This window comes from Microlunatus parietis, from assembly GCF_013407955.1.
Lineage (GTDB): Bacteria > Actinomycetota > Actinomycetes > Propionibacteriales > Propionibacteriaceae > Microlunatus > Microlunatus parietis.
Genome location: NZ_JACCBU010000001.1, coordinates 5229605 through 5255229, shown reverse-complemented (window position 1 = coordinate 5255229; position 25625 = coordinate 5229605). Strand labels below are relative to the sequence as shown.

The following is a 25625-nucleotide window of genomic DNA, read 5'->3' as shown; positions in this document are numbered from 1 at the left end:
CGGAGATAACCGGGCAGACTGAAGGGCATGGAGTGGCTTGTTCTCTTGATTGTGCTCGGTGTCGTCGGTGGCGGCGCCATGCTGATCAGCCGTCGCCATGCGCGACAGCGTGAGGAGGCTGCGCGGGCCGAGCTGGAAAGCCAGCTGTCGACCTCGAAGCGCGCCGCCGAGGAGGACGTGACCAAGTTCGGGGAGGAACTGCAGCGACTCGATTCCGATGTCGCCGGCCATCCGCTGGACGAGGCCATGCAGCAGGACTACCAGCGCGCCCTGGACGCCTACGACGACGCGAAGATGTCGCTGGACGCGGTGAAGCAGCCGGACGAGATCCGGCACGTCACCGAGATCCTCGAGGACGGGCGGTACGCGATCGCCTGCGTCAAGGCCCGGGTGGCGGGCGAGCCGCTGCCGGCCAAGCGCCCGCCGTGCTTCTTCAACCCCGCCCACGGACCGTCCAGCCAGGACGTCGAGTGGGCCCCGCCGGGCGGCGCACCGCGCAAGATCCCGGCCTGCCCGGCCGACGCGGAGCGGGTGCTGGCCGGCGCCGACCCGTACATCCGAACCGTCCAGGTCGGTGCCCAGCGGGTGCCGTACTGGGAGGGCGGCCAGGCCTACGCGCCGTGGGCGCAGGGCTACTACAGCAACTGGCGCGGCTCGGACCTGCTGTCCGGCGTACTGATCGGCAGCTTCCTGTTCGGCGGCATGGGCAACGTGTTCGGCGGGATCGGCGAGGGCATCGGTGGGATCGGCGAAGGCATCGGCGGCATGTTCGAGGGCATCGGCGACGGCATCGGTGAGATCGGCGAAGGCATCGGCGGCATGTTCGACGGCTTCGGCGACTGATCTTGATCGCACCGTGGTGCCCGTCTCCCATCGGGGAGGCGGGCACCTTTCACGTTCAGGACCGGGCGACCACCTTGCGCCGACGGATCCGCCAGCCGGCAGGAGTCCGTACGACTTCGTCGTCGTAACCGACGGTGTCCGCGCGGCCGTCGGCCATCACGGCGATGCCCTTGGAACGCACCCGGGCCACGTCGTCCAGGCCGGGTTCCTCGGTGACGATGACGTTCGTGACGTGGTGACCGCGAGGTTGATCACCCGGAGCGGTGCGGAACAGGTCGGTCAGCGCCGGCAGCCCGCGCACGGTGCCCAGGCCGAAATCCGACACGTCGTACGCGGCGTCCTCGGTCAGCAGTTCCGCCAGGTCGTCGTGCCGCCGGTCGTCGGCGAGGTGGCCGTGCAGCGAGATCAATTCATGGATCGCGAGGCGATCGGCGGTCGAGAGCGGCATCGGCTGCCTTCCCTGGGAGAGGATGGTCCTGACATGCCGAACTCTAACCGGGGCGCACGCACCGCTTCAAGCCCGCGACCGCTTCGCGCCGACGCCGCGGCCAATCGCGCCAAGGTGATCAACGCCGCTCGAGAGGCGTTCCGCGAGCACGGATTCGACGTGCCGCTGGACGAGATCGCCCGGCTGGCCGGGGTCGGACCGGGGACGGTGCACCGGCACTTCCCGGCCAAGACGGACCTCGTCGACGCCGTCCTCGCGAGCGTCGTGGCGGAACTGGCGGGCTACGCCGAGGCCCGCCTCGACGACGAGGACCCGGGCCTGGCGCTCCGTACGGTGCTGGAACACGTCGTGGGGGCCGGCGCGGCGGCTCACGCGTTGTCGCACCGACTCGGCCGCCCGGCCGAGGAGGTCGACCGGGCCGTCGCCGAGCCGCTGGCCGCGCTCAACGGTGCGCTCTCGACGCTCCGTGCCCGGGCCGTGCAGGCGGGCGAGGTCCGGGCGGATCTCGACGACGCCACCGTGTCCGCCGTGATCGCCGCCGCCCATGCCGCCTTCACCCACGAACGGGGCGGGCGCCGGGCCATGCGGGTCGTCCTCGACGGCCTGATCGCAGAGCCGGACCCGGGCTGATGTCCGGTACGGGCCGCCGGCTCCGATCTCTCGGTGACGGCCCCCGACACGAGGCCGCGAACGGAAGGAGAATCCGATGAAATACCTGATCATGCTGTACGGATCACAGCAGGACTACGACATGCTGACCGGCAAGGATGCCCCGGAGCGGCCGGCCTGGACGGCCGAGGACGTCGCCGCCCTGCACCAGTTCATGGGTGACTGGAACAACGCCCTGGTCGAGTCCGGCGAGTTCGTCGAAGGACGCGGGCTGAGCGCGCCGGTGCACACCCGACGGGTGACCTTCCGCGACGGCGGAACGGTCGTCACCGACGGGCCGTACGCCGAGACCCAGGAGGTGCTGGCCGGCTACACGATCGTCGACTGTGTCAGCTTCGACCGGGCGACCGAGATCGCCGCCCAACTGGTCGCGACGCCGCATCCGGCCGGCGCCACCACGACGGCGACCGAGGTGTACGTCGACGTCCGCCCGATCGACGAAGCGCCGCCGACGCCCGACGTCTGATCATCGACGTTCATGATCAACCGGACCACCGAGGATCTGCTGCGGGAGCTCACGCCGCAGGTCCTCGGGGCGCTGGTGCGCCGCTACGGGAACTTCGACAGCTGCGAGGACGCGGTGTCCGAGGCGCTGCTCGCGGCGGCGACCCAGTGGCCGGAGACCGGGGTCCCGGAACAGCCGCGCGGCTGGTTGATCACCGTGGCGTCGCGCCGGCTGATCGACCTGCTGCGCGCCGACCAGGCCCGCCGGCGACGCGAGGAATCCCTGGCCCAGTGGGAGATCCGGCCGGGACCGGCGTCGCCCGGAGACCCTGACCCGGCGGATTCCGACGACTCGTTGATCTTGCTCTTCCTGTGCTGCCACCCGTCGCTCTCGCCGGCCTCGCAGATCGCGCTCACCCTGCGCGCGGTCGGCGGCCTGACCACCGCCGAGATCGCCCGCGCCTTCCTGGTGCCGGAGGCGACGATGACCCGGCGGATCACCCGGGCCAAGCAGAGCATCACCGGCAGCGGCATCCCGTTCGCGCTGCCGCCGCGGGAGCAGCAGTTGGAGCGGGTCGCCGCCGTCCTGCACGTGCTCTATCTGATCTTCAACGAGGGGTACGCCAGCACGGCCGGCCCGGACCTGCACCGGCCCGAGCTGGCCGCCGAGGCGATCCGGCTGGCCCGGCTGATGCACCGGCTCACCGACGACGCCGAGGCCGCCGGGCTGCTCGCCCTGATGCTGCTCACCGACGCCCGCCGGGACGCCCGGACCGGGCCCGCCGGCGAGTTGATCACCATGGCCGAGCAGGACCGGTCCCGCTGGGACCGGGAGATGATCACCGAGGGTGTCTCCTTGATCAGTTCGGTGCTGCCACGGGGCGAACCGGGCCCGTACCAGCTGCAGGCGGCGATCGCCGCGATCCACGACGAGGCGCCGTCGGCCGACCAGACCGACTGGCCGCAGATCGTCGCGCTCTACCGACTGCTGCTCCGGGTCTCGGACAACCCCGTGGTCGAGCTCAACCACGCAGTCGCCGTGGCGATGGCCGCGGGACCGGCCGCGGGGCTGGACTTGATCAACGACCTGGACGCCTCCGGCCGGCTCGGCGATGATCATCGTCTGATCGCGGTCCGGGCCCATCTGCTCGAGCTGGCCGGTGATCATGGAGCGGCCCGGTCGGCCTATCGCGCGGCGGCGGACCGGGCAGTCAACCTGGTTCAGCAGCGTTATCTGCGGGACCGGGCCCGACGACTCGAGGAGGACGACGATGGCGGCTGACCCGGCCGAGCTGGTGGAACGGCTGACCGACTGGGCCGAGCGGCAGCCCTGGGTGGACTGGCTCGAACTGGGCGGCTCGCTGGGCCGGGGTGCCGGCGACGCCTGGTCCGACCTGGACGCCGGGATCGGCGTCACCGGAGACGACCTCGACGCGCGGCGGGACGAGGCGGTCCGGGCGGTGAGCACGTTCGCGCCGGTCGCCGGGACGCTGGTCCAGGGCTGGCAGAGCGGCTCGCACTGCATCGTCGCCTACGCCGACGGCCGTCAGCTGTCCCTGGTCGTCGCGCCGGCCGACTTCCGCTCCGGCCAGCCGCCCGAATCCCGGGCCCTGCTGGACCGGACGGGGCGACTGGCCACCCCGGTGGCCGCCGAGCGCCTGATCACCACCCCGGAAACCCTGCGGGAGTGGGGATTCCTGGCCTGGATCGCGATCGGCGACGCGGCCCGGCACGCGGTCCGCGGGCACCGCTGGCGGGCGCTGCGGTCGCTGACCGAGGGCCGGGACCTGGTCTGGCAGCTGTGGGGTGCCGATCACGAGGTCGTCTATCCCGCGTTCGGCGTGGTCAGCGTCGAGAACGCGGGCCTGCCGGAACCGCCCGGCATCCTCGCGACCCATCCCCCGGACCTTGATCAGGAACGGCTGTTGGACGCGGCCGAGGCGCTGGGCCGGGTGCTGACCGAGCTCCGCGATGATCATGAAGTACTGGCCGAGTCGATCCGACGCCGGATCAGGGACCTTCGGTCGCACCGATCACGCTGAGCTCGTCACCGAGCCGGTCCAGCACCTCCGACGTGCCCTCATCGATCTTGATCGCGGCGAACTCGTCGCCCCGGGTCCGGCCGCGGTTGACGATGATCACCGGGCGGCCGGCCTTCCAGAAGTGCCGGACGAACCGGAGCCCCGACATCACGGTCAGCGACGAGCCGGCGACCAGCAGCACCTCGCCGTCGTCGACGAGGTCGTACGCGGCGGCGACCCGTTCCTTCGGCACGCTCTCGCCGAAGAAGACGACGTCCGGCTTGAGCCGACCGCCGCACCGTTCGCACTCGGCCAGCACGAAGCCGTGCCAGTCCTCGACCACCGCGTCGCCGTCCGGCCGCAACTCGGCGTGCTCCAATTCCTCCGCCGCCGGGACCCCCGGATTCAGCAGAGCCAGCCGGTCCTGGACCGAGGCCCGGGACACCCGGAGCCCGCAGTCCAGGCAGATCACGTCGTCGATCCGGCCGTGCAGGTCGATCACCCGGCTGCTACCGGCCGCCTCGTGCAGCCCGTCGACGTTCTGGGTCAGGACGCCGACCAGGCCGGACGCCTCCAGCCGGACCAGCGCTCGGTGACCCCGGTTCGGGTGGGCGGTGCCGATCCGGCTCCAGCCCTGGTACGACCTCGCCCAGTAGCGCTGCCGGGCCTCGTGGGAGCCGGCGAACTCGCCGTACATCATCGGCGAGGCCGGCCGCGCGTTCGGCCCGCGATAGTCGGGAATCCCGCTGTCCGTACTGATGCCCGCTCCGGTCAACACCGCCCACCGACGCCCACGCAGCAAGTCGACCGCCGCCTCAACCCCGCTCACCCCACCAACCTACCCACCCGCGAAACGGTGATGGGGTCATCACGATTCGGCACCCGACGAGACCGTTGGTCCGGGCCGCCGCACCGTTACGTTCTTCGGGTCACGGACCCCGACCCAACGGAGCACAGCGATGAACGACTCCCGGGAACGCCTCTCCGACCTGCCGATCAGGATCCCCGACCCGGCCGATGCGCCGCTGCCGGGCTGCACCTTCACCCAGGCCGTCCGCCGCTACTTCGCCGGCTACGTCAAGTTCTCCGGCCGGGCGAGCCGAAGCGAACTGTGGAAGGTCAATCCGCTGGTCGGGCTGATCTTCCTCTTCGGTCAGTTGGCCGGCAGCGGCGGCTTCGAGAACGCGCCACCGGCGACCAAGGCGATCGTCGTCGCGAGCTGGGTGATCTACGTGATCTGCTTCCTACCGTCCCTTTCGGTCGGGGTCCGCCGGCTGCACGACGCCAACTTCTCCGGCGGGCTGATCCTGCTCACATTCATTCCGTTCGTCGGCGGCCTGATCTTGTTCGTCCTGTACCTGATGGACAGCAACCCGGAGGGCAGCCGGTTCGACCGGACGATCCTGCGGTACGACCTGGCAGGGTGATCTCCGGCGCCGCGGCGATCTCGGAGCCGCCGCGCGAGACTCGCCGCGCTGTCGCTATTTCTCCACGGGCGAGCGCCCACACGCGATGGCCACGTGGAAGTGCCTCGTGCGTGGAGGAATTCCGACAAACGGCGATTGATCAGTTCTCGCGCAGTTCCTGGCCGTGCAGGTGCAGCCGGCGGGCGGCCTCGGCGAGGGAGCCGGACAGGGACGGGTACACGGTGAAGGATTCGGCGACCTGGTCGACGGTGAGCCGTTCGGCGACGGCGATCGCCAGCGGGTAGATCAACTCGCTGGCCCGCGGGGCGACGACGACGCCGCCGACGACGATGCCGGTCACCGGCAGGCAGAACACCTTGATGAAGCCGTCCCGGATGCCCTGCATCTTGGCCCGGGCGTTGCCCTCCAGGGGCAGCATCGCGGTGGCGACCTTCGGGATCGCGGTGTCGGCCTGCTGCTGCGTCATCCCGACAGTGGCGATCTCCGGCGCGGTGAAGACGTTGGACGAGACGACGCTCAGGTCGAGCGGGCTGACCCGGTCGCCGAGGGCGTGCCACATCGCGATCCGGCCCTGCATCGCTGCGACCGAGGCGAGCATCAGGACACCGGTGCAGTCGCCGGCCGCGTACACGCCGCGGGCGGAGGTCCGGGAGACCCGGTCCACGGCGACGAAGCCGGCCTCGTTCAGCTCGACCCCGGCGTCGGCCAGGCCGAGGTCCTCCGTGTTCGGGATCGACCCGACGGCCAGCAGGCAGTGCGAGCCGGTGACGGTCCGGCCGTCGGTCAGCGTCACCACGACCCGGTCGCCGTCCCGTACCACCGACTGGGCCCGAGACCGGGACAGCACCTCCATCCCGCGCCGGGTGAACACGTCCTCCAGCACCTGCGCGGCGTCGGCGTCCTCGTGCGGCAGCACTCGGTCCCGCGACGAGACCAGGACGACCTCGGCCCCGAGCGCGCTGTAGGCGCCCGCGAACTCGGCCCCGGTCACGCCGGAACCGACCACGATCAGCTTCTCCGGCAACTCGGTCAGGCCGTACACCTGGGTCCAGGTGAGGATCCGCTCGCCGTCCGGTACGGCCTCGGGCAGCACCCGCGGATGCGCACCGGTCGCGATCAGGATGACGTCGGCCGGATAGGACCGCTCGCCGTCGGCGGTCTCCGCGACCACCAGCTCGGAAGACGCCAGCCGGCCCCGGCCGGAGATGATCGTCACCTTGTCCCGGACCAGCCTGGATGCGATGTCCTCCGACTGCGCCCCGGCCAGATCGAGCACCCGCTCGTTGACAGCCTTCAGGTCGACGCTGAGCCCGGTGGCCGGCGTGTCGCCGTCGGCGAACCGGATGCCCAGCTCCGCGGACTCGCTGACCTCGGTCATCACCTCGGCGGTCGCGATCAGCGTCTTCGACGGTACGCAGTCGGTCAGGACGGCCGAGCCGCCGATCCCGTCGGAGTCGATCAGCGTCACCTCGCCGCCCAACTGGGCAGCCACCAAGGCCGCTTCGTACCCGCCAGGTCCACCGCCGACGATCACAACTCGGGTCACGTCCGGCATTCTTCCACGCAATCTCCGACCACCGGGGAGGCGGAACCGGTACCCTCCGGGGTGTGCTGTATGCGGCGTACGGTAGCAACCTCGATCCGAGCCAGATGAGCGAACGCTGTCCGCACTCGCCCCGGCGCGGCACCGGTTGGCTGCCCGGATGGCGGCTGACGTTCGGCGGCGACGGGTGGGACGGCCCGCTGCCCACGCTCGCCGAGGACCCCGATTCGCAGGTGTTCGTCGGGTTCTACGACCTGTCCCCGGTCGACGAGGCCAAGCTGGACGCGTGGGAGAGCGCCGACTCCGGCCTCTACCGGAAGGTCAAGCTGAGCGCCAACGCCCAGGACGGCATCGTGCGAGCCTGGGTCTATGTGTTGAACGACTTCGAGGGCGGGCTGCCGAGCGCCCGCACCGTCGGGCTGATCGCCGACGCGGCCGAGGCCGCGGGCGCGCCGGAGGAGTACGTCGCCGAGCTGCGGCTGCGGCCGTGCAGCGGGGACGGCCGGTGACCGGCTGACCGCCGAACTCGTCGGGCGGCTGCGGGCCGCCGGTTGCGTCTTCGCCGAGGACGAGGCTGACCTGCTGGTCGCCGAGGCCGCCGACCCCGCCCACTTGGAACGGCTGGTCCGGCGCCGGGTCGCCGGCGAACCCCTGGAGTACGTGCTCGGCTGGGCCGAGTTCCGCTCGTTGCGGATCGAGGTCGATCCCGGCGTGTTCGTACCGCGGCGGCGCAGCGGCCTGCTGGTCGCCGAGGCCGCGCGCCGGGTCCGGGCCGGCGCGATCGTGGTCGACCTGTGCTGCGGCAGCGGCGCGATCGGGGCCGCGCTGGCCACCGAGGTGCCCGGCCTTCAGCTGTACGCCAGCGAGCTCGACCCGGTCGCCGTCGCCTGCGCCCGGCGCAACCTGGGCACACTCGGCGGCACCGTGCTGCAGGGCGACCTGTTCGCTCCCCTGCCCGAGACGTTGCGAGGCCGGGTGGACCTGGTCGTCGCCAACCTGCCGTACGTGCCGACGGAGCAGATCGCGCTGATGCCGCGCGAGGCGCGCGAGCACGAGGCCCGGATCGCCCTGGACGGCGGCCCGGACGGCCTCGACCTGCACCGGCACGCCGCCGCGGCCGCCCCCGACTGGCTCGCCCCGGGCGGCTGGTTGATCATCGAAGCCGGCCGGCAGCAGGCACCGGTGACCGCGGAAATCCTTGCCGGCAAGGGATTCGAGACCATGATCAACTCTGACGACGAGATCGACGGCACGGTCGTGATCGGCCAGGCCTGAACTCCTGGAACCGATGTGAATTTCCGCCGGTTACTCGCGGCGAGAATCCACCCTATAGTGCCGGAATGACCACTGAGGATCCCAAGCAGCTGGCCGGACACGCCGCCGAAGCGCTGGTACGAGAACTGGCCGTCGACAAGATCGATCTGGCGCTGGTGCTCGGCTCGGGCTGGTCGGCGGCGGCCGACGAGATCGGCGAGCTGCTGGGCGAGTTGCCGCTGTCGGAACTGCCCGGCTTCAGCGCCCCGGTCGTCGCCGGGCACGGCGGCGCACTGCGGGCCTACCGGACGCCGCTCGGCAAGACAGCGGCCGTGTTCACCGGCCGAACCCATTACTACGAGGGCCGCGGTACGGCAGCGGTGGTGCACGGGGTCCGGACGGCCGCGGCGGCCGGCGCGACGACGCTGGTGGTGACCAACGGCTGCGGCGGGCTCAACCCGGACTGGGGCCCGGGCACTCCGGTGCTGATCCGTGATCATCTCAACCTGACCGGCGCCACGCCGCTGGAGGGGCCGACGTTCATCGACCTGACCGAGGCCTACTCGAAGCGGCTCCGGGAGCTCGCCCGCACGGTCGACCCGACGCTGGCCGAGGGCGTCTACGTCCAGTTCCGCGGCCCGCAGTACGAGACGCCCGCCGAGGTCCGGATGGCCGGCATCCTGGGCGGCGACCTGGTCGGCATGTCCACCACGCTGGAGACGATCGCGGCCCGCGAGGCCGGGCTGGAGGTGCTCGGCATCTCGCTGGTCACCAACCTGGCCGCCGGCATTTCCCCCACTCCGCTCGAACACGCCGAGGTGATCGCGGCCGGCCGCGCCGCCGAACCCCGGCTGCGGTCCCTGCTCGGCGGACTGGCGGCCGTGCTGTGACCGGGGCGTCGGCGTTCGACCCCGCGCTGCGGGAGCGGCTCGACTCCTGGCGTGCGCAGGATCCGGACCCGGCGACCTCCGTCGCGCTGGACGACCTGATCGAGAAGGCCGAGGCCGGTGATGCGGCCGCCCGGGCCGAACTGACCGACGCGTTCACCGGCCGACTCGAGTTCGGCACCGCCGGGCTGCGCGGGGCGCTCGGCCCCGGCCCGAACCGGATGAACCGGGTCGTCGTCACCCGGGCCGCGGCAGGCCTGGCCAACTACCTCAACGACGAGGGCAAGGCGGGCGGCCGGGTGATCATCGGCTACGACGCCCGCTACAACTCCGACGTGTTCGCCCGGGACTCCGCGGAGATCATCGCCGCGGCCGGGTTCGAGGTGATCATCACTGCCGGGCCGACGCCGACGCCGGTGGTCGCGTTCGGCATCAGGCATTTCGACTGTGTCGCCGGCGTCGTGGTGACCGCGTCGCACAACCCGCCGAACGACAACGGCTACAAGGTCTATCTCGGCGACGGTTCGCAGATCATCCCGCCGGCCGACGTGGAGATCGCCGAGCGGATCGGCTGGATGAGCCGGCTGCCGCTCGCTGATCTTCGCCGGTCCGAGGACTACACGGTGATCGGCGAGGAGTTGATCAACGCCTACCTTGATCGTTTGACGACGTTGGTCGACGCCGACGCGCCGCGTCGGCTGAACTGGGTCTACACGCCGATGCACGGGGTCGGCGGCGACATCGTCCGGCAGGCGTGGCACCGGACCGGCTTCCCGGCCCCGACCGTGGTCGCCGAGCAGGAGCACCCGGACCCGGCGTTCCCGACCGTGTCGTTCCCCAATCCGGAGGAGCCGGGCGCGCTGGACCGGGCGGTGGCCACCGCGACCACGGCCGGCGCGGAGTTGATCATCGCCAACGACCCGGACGCGGACCGCTGCGCCGTCGCGATCCCGGGTCCGGACGGCTGGCGTACCCTCTCCGGCGACGAGCTGGGCGCGATCCTCGGCGACGACGCCTTGCGCCGCGGGCTGCGGGGCAGCTACGCCTGCTCGATCGTGTCGAGCTCGCTGCTGTCCGCGATGGCGGCCGCGCACGGGCAGCGCTTCGTGGCCACGCTGACCGGCTTCAAGTGGATCGGCCGGGTGCCGAGTCTTGCCTTCGGTTACGAGGAGGCGATCGGCTACTGCTGCGACCCCGCCGCCGTCCCGGACAAGGACGGGATCTCTGCCCTGGTACGGATTCTGAGCGTCGCGGCCGGGCTCAAGGCGGACGGCCTGACGCTGGCGGACCGGCTCGACGAACTGGCCCTCCGCTACGGGGTGCACCAGACCCGGCCGCTGACGTTCCGGGTGTCCGATCTCTCCTTGATCACCGACGCGATGACCCGGCTCCGGGAGCAGCGGCCGGACCGGCTGGCCGGTGAGCCGGTCGCCTTCCTCGATCTTGCCGAAGGCACCAAGGAACTGCCCGCCACCGACGGGGTCCGGCTCTGCGGCGATTCGATCAAGGTCGTGGTCCGCCCGTCCGGCACCGAGCCGAAGCTCAAGTGCTATCTGGAGGTACGGCTTCCGCCGGCGGAGAGCCAGGATCTCGCCGCGGCCCGCGCCAGGGCCGACCGGACCCTGGACCAGGTGGGACTGGACCTGACCGCGGTGCTCGGCCTCTGAACTTCGATCATGAACCGGTCCTGATGGACGATGACGTGATCAAGGAACGACTGGTACGGCTTTCGCAGCTATCTCGCCCCGGGCAGCGGCGACGATGATCAACTCGTGGTGGTGCAGGACCTGGCCGGCGGCCGAGTCCGCGGCATCGCGACCGGCACCGAGCTCGGCCCGCGGCGGACCGGAGCGATCGGCGGCGTCGCGGCCGACCTGCTGGCCCGGCCGGACGCGGCGACACTGGCGTTGATCGACCCGGACTGGCTGGCGCCCGGCTGCTTCGTGTCCACCCTCCACCCGAAGCAGGCTGGCCGTGCCGAGTTCGGTCCCGAGCTGGTCGACGCGGTCCAGGTCGCCGCGACCGATTCGCTCCACGCACCCATATACGTATACTACATTCCTACGTATATCGGGTGCGCGTCGTCCTCGCTGCCCCGATACCCACCGGAGGAGACCCGATGACGACCACCGACCCCGCCCCGTACGGCATCCCGCTCGAGCGCGAGCGGCCATTCGACCCGCCGGCCGCCGTGATGGCGCTGCACCGGGAGGCCCCCTTGCGCCGGCTTCGCTACTTCCCCGAGGGCCGGCTCGGCTGGCTGGTGACGAGCCACGCCCTGTGCCGGCAGGTGCTGGCCGACACCCGGTTCCGCTCCCGGCTCGCCGCGCCGCTCCAGGTCCCGGTGCCGATGGGCGGCCTGGAGGCGTACGGAGACTTCGAGGGTGACCTGCCGGTGACGCCCGGGATGTTCATCGAGATGGACGGACCGGCCCACTCCCGGCTGCGCCGCAAGCTCACCGGCGTCTTCACCGTCCGCCGGATGCGGCAACTGGAGCCGCGGATCGCCGAGATCGTCGGCGCCCGACTCGACGCGATCGAGGCCGCCGGGCCGCCGGCCGACCTGGTCGCCGAGTTCGCGCTGCCCGTTCCCTCGCTGGTGATCTGCGAACTGCTCGGCGTCCCGTACGCGGACCGGGACCGGTTCACCACCGACGCGGCGACCTTCATGACGATGTCATCGACGGCGGAGGAGAAGGCGCTGGCCCAGCAGAACCTGTTCGCGTTCCTGGCCGAACTGGTCGTCGCGAAGCAGTCCGCGCCGACCGACGACCTGCTGTCCGATCTGGCCGTCGACCAGGAGTTGGCGACCGACGAGGTGATCGGGATCGCGGTGCTGCTGCTCGTCGCCGGCCACGAGACCACCGCGAAGATGATCGGCCTGGGCACGCTGGCCCTGCTGGAGAACCGTGATCAGTGGGACCTACTGCGCGAGCAGCCGGAGTTGATCGCCACCGGTGTCGAGGAACTGCTCCGGTACGTCGGCGTCATCCACACCGGGATCATCCGGCAGGCCGATGTCGACGTGGAGCTCGACGGCGAGTTGATCAAGGCCGGTGAGTACGTGACCGTCTCGGTCCAGACCGCCAACCGGGACGAGGCGCACTTCGCCGACCCGGACCGGTTCGACGTGACCAACCAGACCCGCGGCCACCTGACCTTCGGGCACGGCGTGCACCAGTGCCTCGGCCAGCAGTTGGCCCGGGTCGAGCTGCGGATCGCGCTCGGCCGGCTGATCGAACGCTTCCCCGAGCTGCGGCTGGCCGTCCCGGCGAGCCAGGTGCCGCTGCGCACGGACCAGAACTTCTACGGAGCAGCCGAGCTCCCGGTGGCCTGGTGATCTGCCCGTCCCGGGCCCTCAGCCTCGTTGCGGATGAGTCAGTCGTGCAGGGTGCGCAGCGCCGAGTTGATCATGGACTGAGCGGCCCGAGCCCCGAGCGAGACCTTCTCGAAGACCTGGCTGCCGTGGTCGGCGCCGATCACCCGGAACGCGGCGACCGGAACACCGGCCCGGGACAGCGCGCTCGCGTACGCCTCGCCGTCGCCGCGCAGCGGATCCAGCTCGCTGGTGAGGATGTACGCCGGCGGCAGGCCGGACAGGTCGCCGGCCAGCAACGGTGACACGTACGGGTCGGTGACCCGGCCGGTCGGGACGTACTGCCGGACGATACCGAGCAGCTCGGATTGCACGGGCTCCCGAACGTCCGGGCCGACACAGGTCCAGTCGAAGTGGCCGCCGGTCAGGTCGAGCGCGGCCACCTCGAGGATCTGCAGCCGGAGCGGATGTCCGGCCCCGTCCCGGTTGCGCAGGGCCAACGCAGCGGCCAGATTGCCGCCCGCCGAGGTCCCGTCCAGGCCGATCCGGCCCGGGTCGACGCCCAGCTCAGGTCCATGATCGACAAGCCAGTCCAGGGCGGCGACGCATTGGTCCAGTGCCGCCGGGTACGGGTGCTCGGGTGCGAGTGCGTACGAGAGGCTGGCCATGATCACGCCCGCCCCGGCAGCCCGGCGCGCGGCCGGGTGGCGGTGCGACGGATGATGCAGCCCGCCCTGCCGCCAGCCGCCGCCGAACAGGGTCAGGCAGGCCGGCAGCGGCTCCCCTCCTGGCTCGGCGCCGGGCGGATAGAGCAGCTGCAGCCGGGCGTCCGGACGTCCCGGCGTGCTGATCATGACCTCGCGCGTCGACAGCTCCGGGCCGTCCAGCCCGACCAGCGGCCAGAGTTGATCTTGATACGCGTCCGCCAGCCGCCGGTGTTCGATCATGTCCTCGGCCGACTGCTCCCGCGGCACCTGCGCCCGCGCCGCGGCGACCGCGGGTTCCAGTTCCATCGACGCTCCTCAACCATCGGCGACGGCCAGGACCTCCAGGCAACGCAAATCCCCAGGCCCTGTCGTCCGGCAGGATCTCCTGGGGATCACTTCCTGCCCCACCGCGATGGGGCAAGCACGAACACAGTTTAGCTCATCAGGCTTCCGTACGCGGTCGTTCATCCGGGACGTCGAGGTGGACAATCGTGCACCTGGACCGGATCAGGTCCAGACAGTCAGGATTGCCGGTCCGTTCGGCCACCACTGCACCGCAGACCGCATCCGGGATCCATAGCAAGGGCTCTCCGCGCCCAGCCTGGTGGTGGGTCCGGAAAGCACCGGTCATGATCCGAGCGGATCGAAAGTACTGCAGTGCATCAAGATCCCGGCGGTCGTCCTTCAAGCCTCGCGACTCGAGGGTGGCGGAGCCGACGCCGAGGTCCTGTTGTCGCAGAAAGAGCTCTTGAAGACACTTCCTCCGCTGACGTTCGGGCTTGTCGCCGACGCGGCCCGCGCGGACGATGACGAGGTGCTCGATCTGCAGCGCAGCGATCGTCTCGGCGATCAGCCGCTGGCGTTTTGCGCTCTCGTCTCGCCAGTGAAGCTTCTGTTGCCCGGGTCATCGAAGGGCGCTGATGGCCTCAGCGATCGACGGCGCTCGAACGTCATCAGTGATCGCCGCGGCGACTGGGTAAGTCCCGGGGTCCTTGGCGCTGTTCGACCCCGATTCATCGACGTAGGCAGACCACACCTTTCTCGTCCTGCCCGATCACTTCCGGGCGCACGAAGACGACGCCCACCTGAGCGTGCTGCATCGGCAGCGATCACCCCATCTGCTCCCGTCCGGCGTCCGGATTGGCCGCCCGGCCGTCATTCTCGTTGCGGGCACTGACAGAGCGGAGCCATCAGGTCTCAGATGATCTCCAGCCCGTCGCGGTCCGGGAGCTCCGGGAACGGCGCGGTGGGCAGGGTCTGGTACCAGTACGCGACGGAGGCGATGTCGTCCTGCAGCGGCAGGTAGCGGCCGCCGCTGCGCCAGCCCAGCGCCTGCATGGTGACCTTCAGCCCGGTCCGGAACCGGATCGGATCCGTGATGTGCCAGCGATACAGCCCGTACCGGGTCTGGTTGCGGCCGGGATCTTGATCACTGCCGTCGGGTGTCGTGTTCAGCGGCATCCCGGCGTACGGCGTCGTGAACGTCTCGTAGCGCGACCCGACGTGGAAGCCCCAGGCGCCGCAGAAGTAGTCCTCGGTGCCGGTGCCGCAGATCGTCGGCGCGTCCTCGCCGTCCAGGAACCACTTCAGCTCGCCCTCGCCCCACCAGCCGCTGTTGTTCACGCCCCAGGCGACCGCGGTGCCGACATAGTGACCGCGGCCGGCGACGCCGTCGACGATCGTGTACTCCTCCGCGAACGGCAGCGGATTGGTCCGGCGGAACTGGGCGTGGAAGTACGCGGCGTCCTCGGGCACCTCGGTCACCTGATAGTTCACCTGATAGAACAGCACGCACTCGTCGTCGGCCAGGTTCTCCACGGTGATCCGGCAGTGCTGCCGGAACGGCATCTGCCAATAGGAGTTGAAACCGTTCTTCGGATTGACGCAGACCGCGAGCGACGAGATCGGCGCGTAGACACCCCAGCCGGAGGCGAAGAAGTCGTTCAACGGCGTCTCCACCGACGGCTGCTCCTGCCCGTCCCAGTAGAGCCGCAAGATCAACGTCCGGGCCGCGGCCGTCGTGGTCATCCAGATCTGCTGGATCGACCCGGGCCCGTCGATGTCGCCGACTTCGAAGATCGACTTCGGCGCGATCTTGACCGCCGGCGCAACCTTCCACCCCTGACCAAGATCACGAGCGGCCGCCGCCCCGAGCCCATCCGTGGCCAACGCACCCTGGCCGGGCGCGCCGGTCGGGTTCTCCGCGGACAGGGAGCGGGACTGCGCATCCGAAAGCCGATGCAGGTTGCCGAGATGGAGGCCGAGGCCGTCGAAGGAGGTCACGCGGTCGTCCGTTCTGTGAGCGGCTGGTAGCCACCCTCGCGTACCTGCCGTACCTGATCCGCGGTGACCACGTCACCGATCATGCCGTCGCTGTACGGGATCGGCAAGATCGTCCGATTGGACCAGTGGTCATGATCAGTCCGGTCAGCTTCCGGAGGGTCGCGTCGTGGCAGCGTGCCCGATGATCTTCGGCTCACGTTCCGGCAGGATGCTGGCGCGACGGGTGGGCGGGCGTGAAGATGGGACGCGACCCGCAGCCCGTACCAGCGCACACCGAAGAGAGAGCATGGGACTCGACACCGATCAGCCGCCCGGCCCGCTCGGCGTGCGGTCGTACGACGACCTCGCGACGGCGCTGCGGCAGTTGCGGGCCTGGTCGGGCTTGTCGATCCGCCGCACGCATGAACAGGTGGACCGGTTGCGCCGGCAGACCGGCCGGGCGGTTCCGGGATTCGAGACGGTCCGGCGCTGCTTCGAGGCCGGCCGCACCCGGATGGACCCCGAGTTGATCGTCGACATCGCCCAGGTGCTGTTGCGCGGCGACCGGTCCCGGGCCCTGGAGTGGCGGCGCGCCTGCGAACTGATCGAGGCCGGGGCTGGAGCCGGATCGGTGGTCCGGATCGACCGGGAGCTCCCGGCCGCGGCTGCGGACTTCGTCGGCCGGAGCGACGAGCTCGGGCAGATCGTCACCGCGGCCGTGAAGCCCGGGCCGGTGGTCGTCGTGATCACCGGGATGCCCGGCACCGGCAAGACCGCGCTGGCCGCGCAGGCCGGCCGACAGTTGAGCCGAGCCGAGCCCGGCGACCCGGCATTCTCCGCCCGCCGGCTGGCGGTGAACCTGCGCGGGTATGACACCGACAACCCGCCGGCCGATCCGGCCGCCGTCCTGGACGGCCTGCTCCGCGAGGTCGGGGTCAAGCCGCACCGGTTCGCCGGCCAGTCGGTGCCGGTGCAGCTGTCGCTGTTCGCCGATGCGGTATGGGACCGGCCGCTGCTGCTCCTGCTGGACAACGCCCGGTCCGCCGGCCAGGTGACGCCGTTGATCCCGGGCCTGCCGCGCTGCGTGGTCCTGATCACCAGCCGGCACACGCTCGACCTGCCCGACGCGGTACGGGTCCGGCTGGAGGCCCTGACCACGCCCGAGGCCCTGGACCTGCTGCGGGCCCAGCTGGGCGCCGGCCCGGTCGACGGCGAGCCCGAGGCGGCCGCCTCGATCGCCGAACTCGCCGGGCGCATCCCGTTGGCGCTGCGGCTGATCGCCAGCCGGGTCCGGGACCATCCCGGGATCACGCTCACCGACCACCGGGACTGGCTGCTCGACGACCGGGCCCGCGGCCGGCTCGAGGACGGGGTCGAACTCGCCCTGCGCTCCTCGTACCAGCAATTCCCGGAGCCGACGGCCCGCCTGCTGCGACTGCTGGCGCTGCATCCGGGTCGCGACCTCGACCGCTACGCCGCGGCTGCGCTCGCCGACGAGCCCGACTCCGCCGTGGCGACCCAGCTGCGCGCGTTGGCGGCCGGCAGCATGCTCGAACCGCTGCCCGGCGACCGTTTCCAACTGCACGACCTGGTCCGCGCCTTCGCGGCGGAGGAGGCCCAGCGCACCGAACCGCCGCCGGTCCGGGAAGCCGCGATCGGCAGGCTGCTCGACTACTACCGATTCGCCGCCGCGGAGGCGATGGACGCCTACTCGCCGCAGAACCGGGACCGGCGACCGAGGATCGCCCCGGTCGGTCTTCCCGTCCCGGCGTTCCCGGGTCGCGAAGCCGCCCGGTCCTGGCTCGACACCGAGTACGCCAACCTCGTCGACGTCGCCGTGAAGCTGACCGCTGACCGGCAGCCCGGCCACGGCATCGACCTCTCCAACACCCTGTTCGCCTATCTGGACGACGCCGCACACCACGGCGTCGCCCTCCGCCTGCACGAGCACGCGGCGTCGGTCGCCGACGGAGCCGAGCGGGGCCGGGTCCTGGTCAGCCTCGGTGTGACCGCCTCTCAGCTGGGGCGTTTTCAGGACGCGATCGGCCACTATGAGCAGGCTCTAGCGATCCACCGCGATTACGGCGACCGGGCAGGCGAGGGTCGGGCGCACGGCAACCTCGGCGTCACCAACGCCCGCCTCGGCCGGCACCTGGACGCGATCGAGCACCTCGAGCGGGCCGTCTCGATCCACCGGGAGGTCGGCAACCGGACCAATGAGGCGATCGCCAGCGGCAACCTGTGCCAGCTCTACCAACTGGTCGGCAAGTACGACGACGCCCGGATCTTCGGCCAGCACCAGTTGAAGGTGGCCCGGGAACTCGGGCATCGGCTGTCCGAGGGTGTGGCGTTCGGCAACCTCGGCAACGTCGACCGCGGCGAGGGCCGCTACGACGCCGCCCTCGAGCAGCACCGGCAGGCACTCCGGCTCGCCCGGGAGGCCGGCATCCGGGGCCAGGAAGTCGGGGCGTTGAACGAGCTCGGCACCGATCTGCGCCTGCTCGGCCGGCTCGACGAAGCCCGGACCGCCCACACCGAGGCGCTGTCGCTCGCCACCGAGCAGGGCAACCTGATGCAGCTGGCCAAGGCCCACGAAGGGCTGGCCCGGTGCCTGCTGGCCGACGACGACTCCGGCTCGTCGGCCGCCCGGACCGAACTGGCCGAGGCGTTGCGCATCTACACCAAACTCGACGTTCCCGCGGCGACAGAGATCGCGGAGCTGCTGGCCTCGCTCGCTTAGCGCTTCGGCGGCGGCGGCGGAATCGGCTCGTGCTGCAGGTCCGGTTGCCAGCACCAGAGTGGCGGCTGGCACGTGGATGCGTACCAGCTACTCGTCGGCACGAATCCGCTGGATCTGAGGATGCCCCGGCGTCCCTCGTACCGGCCGTCCGCCCTGCGTGAGGCTCGGAACTCCGTCCCGTAGATGAACGTCCTGCCCGACCCGTCGACCAGCGCGGGGTAACCGGCGAAGTAGGGCGACGTGGGCAGCCGATACGAGGACTGCGGACGCCACGGGCCCCAGGTGTAGGTCCGGCTGGCGACGTCGTACGTGCCGTGACGGCCCTGGCTGCCTTGCGTCTGGCCGCACGTGGCGACCCGATGTCCGTTGATCACCAACCACGGCGCGCACTTGGTGTGCACGACCGCCGGGATCGCCTGCGCCGTGCCGGCCAGACTCGGCACGAGTGCGGCGACCGTCACGGTCACCGCGACGACGAGCCGGATCAGAAACCCTCGCATCTGCTCACTCCTCCGTCGGGGCGTTCTGTCGCGAATTCTGTCAGGTCCCGGCCCCGGCCGCGCCGTACCGAGTCGAATCGAGTCAGCATCGCCACCGACTCGATTCGACTCGGTTCGAGACGCAGCAGAACCCGATCCGGACACGGTGGTCCCACGTCCGGAGTCACCCGAGGAGGGACGCCATGTCGGGCTTGAACGAACATCCGGAGTCGCTGGCGCGGCGTCGCGGCGTCGACTGGTCGTCGATCGCCACCCTGCTGGTCCAGCTTCCGCTGATCGTGCTGAGCCTCGGCTTCATGGCCGCGGTCGGCGAGGAACTCGGCCGGGCGCTCGGCAACGCAGCGATCGGCACCGTGGCCGTTCTGATGGTCTGGCTTGCCTCGGGTGCGCTGATCTTCCTCCGTCCCGTCGAGGCCGCCCTGGCCCGGGTACGGCTGCGGGCCCGCCGGCCGCTACCACAGGAGAGCGACCACCTCCTGCCGATCTGGGACTCCGTGATCCGCACCGCCGGCGTGGACGGGGACCGCTTCCAGCTGTGGATCTCCGACACCGACGGCATCAACGCGAGCGCCGCGTCCGGTCACATCGTCACGGTGACCCGGGCCGCGGTCCAGGTGATGCCGCCGCGCGAACTCGCCGCCGTGCTCGCCCACGAACTAGGGCACCATCTCGGCGGTCATCCCTGGGCCGGCCTGCTCGCCCACTGGTACTCGCTGCCGTTCCGCGCCCTGACCCGGCTGATCGTGCTCTTCGTGCGACTAGTGGCATTGATCACGACGGCCATCCTCACGGTGCTGCTGTCGCTCACCCGGCTCGGCGGGCTGGCGAAGCTGTTCTTCCATCCGCTGCTTTGGATCTGTATTGCGACGATGCTGTTGATGTACGCGCCCTTGATCGTGCTGGTGGTACTGCCGATCGCGTTCCTCCGGTTCTTCGATCGCTACGGGGAACTGCGCGCCGACCGCACCGCGGCTGAGCTCGGCTATGGACCCGAGCTGCTCCGGGTGTTCCAGATCTGGCAGGCGCAGGGGCTCGACGACGAGTTGCCGCCGGGCGGCCGGCTCGGGCTGGAGGACCGGCTGAACCTCGTGCTCGGCCGCCTGTTCGCCACGCACCCGCCGCTGGCGAAGCGGATCGCGGTGCTCGACGCGCGGTTCGGAATCCGGTGAGGCTCCGGCTCAGGCCGGGACCGGCCGGTCGAGTCGCTCGCGGGCTCCGCGACCGACTCGGTTCGACTCGATTCGACGCCGAACGTCCGCCGCCGCGGTCATCGTGGACTCGGCAGACCCACAGCCAAGCCGACGACCTCAAGGAGTGATCATGTCGACGCCGCGTCGAACCGGGGTTGCGAGTGCTCTCGCGATCTTGCTGTTCCTTTCCGCGTGCAGCACCCCGGTCCGGATCAACGGTGCCGAGGTGGACAGCAAGGTGCCCTTCCTCTCGCTGCTGGAACAGGAGTGGCGCAAGGAGAGGGCGGGTGAGAAGCACGCGAGCCTGGCGAACGAGACCAGCTGCTGGCTGCTCCGAGAACCCAAGACCGGCAACCTGCAGCCACGGGCTTTCTGCGGACCGATCCGTCATCTGGAGGACGCCGGCAAGCCGGGAGTGTTCGACGAGATGGAGTTCGAGCCGCGGCTGATCGGCGACAAGCAGGTGTCGGTCGACCCGGACGACGTCGACCCGGGCGATACCGGACTGGAGGCGCCGGAGGGGGTAGAACTGTATCGCCCGGACGGCCGGACGCCGGTGCCCGCCGAACAGGTGCCACAGCCGCAACCGCCGGCGGCTGGTTCCGGTGAGATCATCAAGTATGAGTCCGCCTCGTTCCAGACCGGGACCGAGCCGGAGGACGCAGTGATCAAGGCGCCAGGGTTCACGTTCACGCTGAATCGCTTCGGCACGCTGGACCGGCTCGGGGTCGGCGGCGGCCGCCGCTGGCCCCTGGTGCCCGCCGACCACGAGGAGTTCCTCGCGTTCACCGTGACCCGCCTGTACGACCCCGAGTTCAACCGAGGCCGGGCCGGCACTCCGGAGACGTATTCACTGCGGGTGGGCGAGAAGACGACCCCGCTCGAGGAACTCCTCGGCTACAAGAAGGGCCTGTTCGCGATCAGCGAGGATCCGGTGACCCTGGTCGCGTCGGTGCCGGTGGGTGCCGAGGCGGAGTTGGTCGTCGGTGTCGCGGGCGTGGACCAGACGATCTCGCTGCGGACCGGCAAACGGACCTCGACCACGGCCGCCGCCTACTACCGCGGCAAGACGACCGCCGGAGCGAACCGCCAGTACACGCCGCGCCCCGCGACGAACGGCGACTTCCAACTCCAGCACAGCATCACGTTCACCGAGGCGTCGGTTTCACCGTTCGACCGAGACCGCAGCTGGGCCCCGAAGGGCCAGATGTGGCTCTATCTCGACTGGGACCAACGCACCTCGCAACGCGCCGGCGCGAAGGCGAATCTGTATCGCGCCGACTACGATCCGGGCGACTCGATCCGGCTGACCGGCCCGGACAAGAAGGCGATCGAGATCGTCGAGGGCAACCCGGTGTCCAAGATCAACTCTGACCGCGACGGCACCATCGTCGCGCTGGTCCCAGACTCGATCACGTCGATCACCGTGGAATACGCACCGCAGGGCCACTTCCAGGTCACGAGCTCCTACACGAACTCCGACGCGACGCCGAAGGAGGGCGACTTCAAGTTCGAGCCCGAGACGTTCACGATCGACCTCTCGTAGGTCCTAGATCGCGCGGTTGCGGGCGATGTCCCAGCCGCTCCTGATCGTTTCGCCGAGCGACCCGTCGGCCTTCTGCACCCGGTACTCCATCACGATCTGGGCGAAGCTCAGGGTGAACTGCTCGGTCAGTTGCATCCCTTCGCTGCCGGACTGCTGGAACGACGTGATCAAGACATCGGTGAGCGTGATCTTGAAGAACTCGTGCTGCTCGCCCTCCCGGGTCGTCTTCCAGACATAGAGGACCGCCGACTTGAGGTGTTTGCCCTGGGCGCAGGTCAGCATCAGGGTCGGGGATGCCTTGCTGGTCGCGACGGAGAACGTGATGTCCGTGAAGGTCGGCCGGCCGATGACCGGGCGCGTCGGGTTGCTCGGCGCGTTGACGCTGACTCCCCAGCTCCAACTGAGGACGTCGATCGCGTCCACGTGGCCGCCGGCCGTCGACTCTCCCTTGATCCCGTCGATCTCGAGGGCCGCCTGGATCGACGCCGGTTCGCCCGGCTCAGGGAGCGCCTTCGGGCTGGCGACGCCGCCCGGATCCGCGGTGGCCGCGGACGGCAGGTTGATTCCGATCGCGAGGACGGTCAGCGCGATCACCACCAGCCAGGCCGGCCAGGTGGTCGTAGGTCGCTCGATCTGCTCTGTGGTTCGCATGTGATGCCCCTCTCGGCTGTGGCCAGCACGCTACGGACACCGGACTGCACGCACCATCGAGGAAATTACGTACGCGCGCCGCCGCGACCCAGGTCCCACCGGAACATCGCACGCGATCTCAAGGTTCGCGTTCGAGAAGACTTCTCCTCTAGAGTGAATCTGACAACAAATCATCCTGTGAGGAGGCGCCATGGCCGAACATGCCCACGTTTCCGCTGCCGAAGTGCACGAGGTGCTGGCGCGGCACGTACTGACCGACGGATTCAAGCTCGTCCTGGACCTGGACCGCAGCCGCGGCAGTCGGCTGATCGACGCTCGGACCGGCGTCTCCTATCTGGACCTCTACACGTTCTTCGCCTCCGCGCCGCTCGGGCTGAACCCGGCCGGGCTGGTCGACGATCCGGCGTTCCTGGCGAGGCTCTCCATGATCGCGGCGAACAAACCGGCCAACCCGGACATGTACTCCAGCGCGTACGCGGAGTTCGTCGAGACGTTCGCCCGGGTGCTCGGCGACCCGGACCTGCCGCACCTGTTCTTCATCGAGGGCGGAGCGCTCGCCGTCGAGAACGCGCTCAAGGTCGCCTTCGACTGGAAGAGCCGGCAGAACGAGGCGGCCGGCCGGGATCCCGCACTGGGCGCCAAGATCATGCACCTCAGCAAGGCGTTCCACGGGCGCAGCGGCTACACCATGTCGCTGACCAACACCGAGCCCGGCAAGATCGCCCGGTTCCCCAAGTTCGACTGGCCGCGGATCGACGTACCCGCGATCGTGCACCCGCTCGAAGATCATCTCGATTCCGTGATTGCGGCCGAGGAGCGCGCGCTATCCCAAGCCCGCAAGGCGTTCCAGGACCATCCGCACGACATCGCCGCGTTCATCGCCGAGCCGATCCAGGGCGAGGGCGGCGACAACCACCTGCGGCCGGAGTTCCTGCAGGCGATGCAGCAACTCGCCCATGATCACGACGCCCTGTTCATCGTCGACGAGGTGCAGACGGGCGCCGGGACGACCGGCACGGCGTGGGCGTACCAGCAGTTGGGACTGGAGCCCGACGTCGTCGCGTTCGGCAAGAAGGTGCAGGTCGGCGGGATCATGGCCGGCCGCCGGGTGGACGAGGTCGCCGACAACGTCTTCCACGTCTCGGGCCGGATCAACTCCACCTGGGGCGGCGGACTGGTCGACATGGTCCGTTCCCAGCGGCTGCTGGAGATCATCGAGGCCGAAGGCCTGATCGAGGCGGCCGGGCCTAAGGGCGAGCGGTTCCTCGCCGGCCTGCGGGCGCTCGCCGCCGAACGGCCCGGGACGCTCGCCAACGTCCGCGGCCGCGGGCTGATGATCGCCGTCGACCTGGCCGACGCCGGCGCACGTGATGCGCTGCTGGCCGACCTGCGCGAGACTGAACACGTGGTGGCCCTGCCCTGCGGTGAGCGGTCGATCCGGTTCCGGCCGGCCCTGTCGATCGAGAACGAGGAGATCGACGAGGCGGTCGCCGCCCTCGGACGTTCCCTGCAGCGGCTCAGCGGAACGGAGATCGTCAAGTGAGCAAGACCAAGATCACCTCGGTCGTCGGCGGCGAGCCGGTCGACGGCGGCCGTACGGTGGCGAGCACCAATCCGGCCCGGACCGCCGATGTCGTCGGCGAGGTCGCGTTCGCGGACGCGGCCACGTTCGTCCGCGCCGCCGAGTCGGCCAAGGCTGCGCAGCGGGACTGGGCCGCCGTGCCGGCGCCGATCCGCGGTCGCGCGATCGCCCACATCGGCCGGCTGGTCGAGGACAACAAGGAGGCGCTGGCCCGGCTGGTCACCGCCGAGATCGGCAAGCCGTACGCGGAGGCGCTCGGCGAGGTGCAGGAGATCGTCGACACCTGCGACTTCTTCCTCGGCGAGGGCCGCCGCCTGTACGGGCAGACGGTGCCGAGCGAGATGCCGGACAAGCAGCTGTTCACCCACCGGGTGCCGGTCGGCGCCGTCGCGGTGATCACCGCCGGCAACTTCCCGGTCGCCGTGCCGTCCTGGTACATCGTGCCCGCACTGCTGGCCGGCAACACGATCGTCTGGAAGCCGGCCGACTACTCCCCCGTCGTCTCGGCCGCCTTCCACGAGATCTTCGTCCGCGGCGGCGGGCTGCCGGCCGGAGTGTTCAACCTGATCTTCGCCGACGGCGAGCAGACCTTCGCCGGGCTCGAGCAGTCGCTGGAACGGGGACTGATCGACAAGATCGGCTTCACCGGGTCTTCCGCGGTCGGCCGGGAGATCGGCGCCCTGGCCGGGCGGCACCTGCAGAACGCCTGCCTGGAACTGGGCGGCAAGAACCCGCTGGTGATCACGCCCAACGCCGATCTCGATCTTGCCGTCGAGGGCGCGCTGTTCTCCGGCTTCGGCACGGCCGGCCAGCGCTGCACGTCGCTCGGTACGGTGATCGTCCACGAGTCGGTCCACGACGAATTCCTGGCCCGGTTCGGCAAGGCGGTCGAGGCGGCCAAGATCGGCGACCCGACCCAGGACGTGCTGATGGGCCCGATGCTGGACCAGAAGTTCGCCGACCGGTACGAGGAGTACCTCGGCTGGATCAAGCCGCACCACACCGTGATCGGCCCGACCGGCCGGGTCACCGCCGACAACCCGCGGTCCGGGTTTGCCGGCGATCCCGCGGCCGGGCTGTTCTACCACCCCGCGGTCGTCGACGGCGTCCGCGCCGATGATCAACTCTTCCTGGAGGAGACGTTCGGGCCGATCGTCGGCGTGATCACGTACCGCGACCTGGACGAGGCGATCGACCTGGCCAACCGGCCCGGCTACGGGCTTTCCTCGGCGATCTACACGACCGATCCGCAGGAGGCGTTCACGTTCCGGAACCGGATCGGGGCCGGCATGGTGTCGATCAACAACTCGACCTCGGGTGCCGAGGCACACCTGCCCTTCGGCGGGAACGGCAAGTCCGGCAACGGCTCCCGGCAGTCCGGCGTCTGGGTGCTCGATCAGTTCACCCGCTGGCAGTCCGTGAACTGGGACTACTCGGGCCGGCTGCAAAAGGCGCAGATGGACACGGTCGAGCTGACCCCCGATCGTGACTTCCGACTCGAGTCGTAAGCATGGCAACACCGGGCGAGGAACTTGATCGGGCCTTCCGGACTCGCGTTCATGATCTTGGTTGGACCCGGACGGGGAGCTCAGGGG

25 protein-coding genes are annotated in these 25625 nt (G+C 70.3%); 17 read left to right on the top strand and 8 right to left on the bottom strand.

The window, feature by feature from the left end; all coding sequences use genetic code 11:
- Positions 1 to 27 precede the first annotated feature (27 nt).
- On the top strand, positions 28 to 843 hold the full coding sequence (locus BKA15_RS25335) for a hypothetical protein (RefSeq protein WP_179755549.1): 816 nt from the start codon (positions 28 to 30) through the stop codon (positions 841 to 843).
- A 55-nt stretch (positions 844 to 898) separates the two neighbouring features.
- Here the strand turns inward: BKA15_RS25335 and BKA15_RS25330 are convergent, their stop codons facing one another.
- The gene (locus BKA15_RS25330) at positions 899 to 1291 is read right to left on the bottom strand and encodes a nuclear transport factor 2 family protein (protein ID WP_179755547.1); all 393 of its coding nucleotides are present in this window, start codon (positions 1289 to 1291) and stop codon (positions 899 to 901) included.
- Between the two features lie 114 nt (positions 1292 to 1405).
- Between BKA15_RS25330 and BKA15_RS35000 the strand changes: the two genes are divergently transcribed.
- The 4 genes from BKA15_RS35000 (at position 1406) to BKA15_RS25310 (ending at position 4446) form a co-directional block, all read left to right on the top strand.
- Complete coding sequence (locus BKA15_RS35000) at positions 1406 to 1921, top strand: TetR/AcrR family transcriptional regulator (protein WP_218871565.1); 516 nt, start codon at positions 1406 to 1408, stop codon at positions 1919 to 1921.
- A 76-nt stretch (positions 1922 to 1997) separates the two neighbouring features.
- Entirely contained in the window at positions 1998 to 2426 is a 429-nt protein-coding gene (locus BKA15_RS25320; protein ID WP_179755545.1) for a YciI family protein, read from the top strand.
- A 12-nt stretch (positions 2427 to 2438) separates the two neighbouring features.
- Positions 2439 to 3686, top strand: coding sequence for an RNA polymerase sigma factor (locus tag BKA15_RS25315; RefSeq protein ID WP_179755543.1), 1248 nt, complete (start codon positions 2439 to 2441; stop codon positions 3684 to 3686).
- Positions 3676 to 4446: a hypothetical protein gene (locus BKA15_RS25310; RefSeq protein ID WP_179755540.1), complete on the top strand. Its 771-nt coding sequence runs from the start codon at positions 3676 to 3678 to the stop codon at positions 4444 to 4446. Before BKA15_RS25315 ends, BKA15_RS25310 begins: the two co-directional genes overlap by 11 nt.
- Here BKA15_RS25310 and BKA15_RS25305 read toward each other — a convergent pair.
- Positions 4415 to 5254: an NAD-dependent protein deacetylase gene (locus BKA15_RS25305; protein WP_179755538.1), complete on the bottom strand. Its 840-nt coding sequence runs from the start codon at positions 5252 to 5254 to the stop codon at positions 4415 to 4417. The genes BKA15_RS25310 and BKA15_RS25305 overlap by 32 nt on opposite strands.
- Before the next feature lie 130 nt (positions 5255 to 5384).
- On the opposite strand from BKA15_RS25305, the gene BKA15_RS25300 reads away from it, so the two are divergent.
- Complete coding sequence (locus BKA15_RS25300) at positions 5385 to 5852, top strand: DUF805 domain-containing protein (protein ID WP_179755536.1); 468 nt, start codon at positions 5385 to 5387, stop codon at positions 5850 to 5852.
- 139 nt (positions 5853 to 5991) lie between these two features.
- Here the strand turns inward: BKA15_RS25300 and BKA15_RS25295 are convergent, their stop codons facing one another.
- Positions 5992 to 7398, bottom strand: coding sequence for an NAD(P)H-quinone dehydrogenase (locus tag BKA15_RS25295; RefSeq protein ID WP_312879285.1), 1407 nt, complete (start codon positions 7396 to 7398; stop codon positions 5992 to 5994).
- Positions 7399 to 7460: 62 nt separating this feature from the next.
- Here BKA15_RS25295 and BKA15_RS25290 point away from each other — a divergent pair, with 62 nt between their 5' ends.
- From BKA15_RS25290 to BKA15_RS25265, 6 genes are all read left to right on the top strand, one after another.
- Positions 7461 to 7904 (top strand): gamma-glutamylcyclotransferase family protein, encoded by a 444-nt coding sequence (locus tag BKA15_RS25290; protein ID WP_179755532.1) that lies wholly within the window; start codon positions 7461 to 7463, stop codon positions 7902 to 7904.
- Between the two features lie 4 nt (positions 7905 to 7908).
- Entirely contained in the window at positions 7909 to 8670 is a 762-nt protein-coding gene (locus tag BKA15_RS25285; protein WP_179758691.1) for a putative protein N(5)-glutamine methyltransferase, read from the top strand.
- Positions 8671 to 8735: 65 nt separating this feature from the next.
- Positions 8736 to 9539: a purine-nucleoside phosphorylase gene (locus tag BKA15_RS25280; RefSeq protein WP_179755530.1), complete on the top strand. Its 804-nt coding sequence runs from the start codon at positions 8736 to 8738 to the stop codon at positions 9537 to 9539.
- Entirely contained in the window at positions 9536 to 11203 is a 1668-nt protein-coding gene (locus tag BKA15_RS25275) for a phospho-sugar mutase (protein WP_179755528.1), read from the top strand. The genes BKA15_RS25280 and BKA15_RS25275 overlap by 4 nt, the downstream gene beginning before the upstream one ends.
- 105 nt (positions 11204 to 11308) lie before the next feature.
- Positions 11309 to 11659, top strand: coding sequence for a hypothetical protein (locus BKA15_RS25270; protein WP_179755526.1), 351 nt, complete (start codon positions 11309 to 11311; stop codon positions 11657 to 11659).
- Positions 11656 to 12876: a cytochrome P450 gene (locus BKA15_RS25265; RefSeq protein ID WP_179755524.1), complete on the top strand. Its 1221-nt coding sequence runs from the start codon at positions 11656 to 11658 to the stop codon at positions 12874 to 12876. The genes BKA15_RS25270 and BKA15_RS25265 overlap by 4 nt, the downstream gene beginning before the upstream one ends.
- Positions 12877 to 12914: 38 nt before the next feature.
- On the opposite strand, the gene BKA15_RS25260 is transcribed toward BKA15_RS25265, so the two are convergent.
- The 3 genes from BKA15_RS25260 to BKA15_RS25250 all read right to left on the bottom strand — a co-directional run bounded on the left by BKA15_RS25260 (position 12915) and on the right by BKA15_RS25250 (position 16039).
- Positions 12915 to 13865: an alpha/beta hydrolase fold domain-containing protein gene (locus BKA15_RS25260; RefSeq protein WP_179755522.1), complete on the bottom strand. Its 951-nt coding sequence runs from the start codon at positions 13863 to 13865 to the stop codon at positions 12915 to 12917.
- 891 nt (positions 13866 to 14756) lie between these two features.
- Positions 14757 to 15842 carry a glycoside hydrolase family 172 protein gene (locus BKA15_RS25255; protein ID WP_179755520.1) on the bottom strand — a complete coding sequence of 362 codons (1086 nt, stop codon included), beginning with the start codon at positions 15840 to 15842 and terminating at the stop codon, positions 14757 to 14759.
- Positions 15839 to 16039, bottom strand: coding sequence for a hypothetical protein (locus tag BKA15_RS25250; protein WP_179755518.1), 201 nt, complete (start codon positions 16037 to 16039; stop codon positions 15839 to 15841). The genes BKA15_RS25255 and BKA15_RS25250 overlap by 4 nt, the downstream gene beginning before the upstream one ends.
- 89 nt (positions 16040 to 16128) lie before the next feature.
- Here BKA15_RS25250 and BKA15_RS25245 point away from each other — a divergent pair, with 89 nt between their 5' ends.
- Positions 16129 to 18561, top strand: coding sequence for a tetratricopeptide repeat protein (locus tag BKA15_RS25245; protein WP_179755516.1), 2433 nt, complete (start codon positions 16129 to 16131; stop codon positions 18559 to 18561).
- On the opposite strand, the gene BKA15_RS25240 is transcribed toward BKA15_RS25245, so the two are convergent.
- Positions 18558 to 19061 (bottom strand): hypothetical protein, encoded by a 504-nt coding sequence (locus tag BKA15_RS25240; RefSeq protein WP_179755514.1) that lies wholly within the window; start codon positions 19059 to 19061, stop codon positions 18558 to 18560. The two genes, BKA15_RS25245 and BKA15_RS25240, sit on opposite strands and share 4 nt — an antisense overlap.
- Before the next feature lie 182 nt (positions 19062 to 19243).
- Between BKA15_RS25240 and BKA15_RS25235 the strand changes: the two genes are divergently transcribed.
- Together BKA15_RS25235 and BKA15_RS25230 are read left to right on the top strand one after the other, a co-directional pair.
- Positions 19244 to 20230 carry a M48 family metalloprotease gene (locus BKA15_RS25235; RefSeq protein WP_179755512.1) on the top strand — a complete coding sequence of 329 codons (987 nt, stop codon included), beginning with the start codon at positions 19244 to 19246 and terminating at the stop codon, positions 20228 to 20230.
- A 151-nt stretch (positions 20231 to 20381) separates the two neighbouring features.
- Positions 20382 to 21797: a hypothetical protein gene (locus tag BKA15_RS25230; protein WP_179755510.1), complete on the top strand. Its 1416-nt coding sequence runs from the start codon at positions 20382 to 20384 to the stop codon at positions 21795 to 21797.
- 3 nt (positions 21798 to 21800) lie between these two features.
- Here the strand turns inward: BKA15_RS25230 and BKA15_RS25225 are convergent, their stop codons facing one another.
- Positions 21801 to 22448 carry an Hcp family type VI secretion system effector gene (locus BKA15_RS25225; protein ID WP_179755508.1) on the bottom strand — a complete coding sequence of 216 codons (648 nt, stop codon included), beginning with the start codon at positions 22446 to 22448 and terminating at the stop codon, positions 21801 to 21803.
- Between the two features lie 190 nt (positions 22449 to 22638).
- Between BKA15_RS25225 and lat the strand changes: the two genes are divergently transcribed.
- Positions 22639 to 23991, top strand: a complete 1353-nt coding sequence (gene lat, locus BKA15_RS25220) for an L-lysine 6-transaminase (protein ID WP_179755506.1) — start codon at positions 22639 to 22641, stop codon at positions 23989 to 23991.
- Positions 23988 to 25538 carry an aldehyde dehydrogenase family protein gene (locus BKA15_RS25215; protein WP_179755504.1) on the top strand — a complete coding sequence of 517 codons (1551 nt, stop codon included), beginning with the start codon at positions 23988 to 23990 and terminating at the stop codon, positions 25536 to 25538. The genes lat and BKA15_RS25215 overlap by 4 nt, the downstream gene beginning before the upstream one ends.
- The last annotated feature ends 87 nt before the right edge of the window (positions 25539 to 25625 follow it).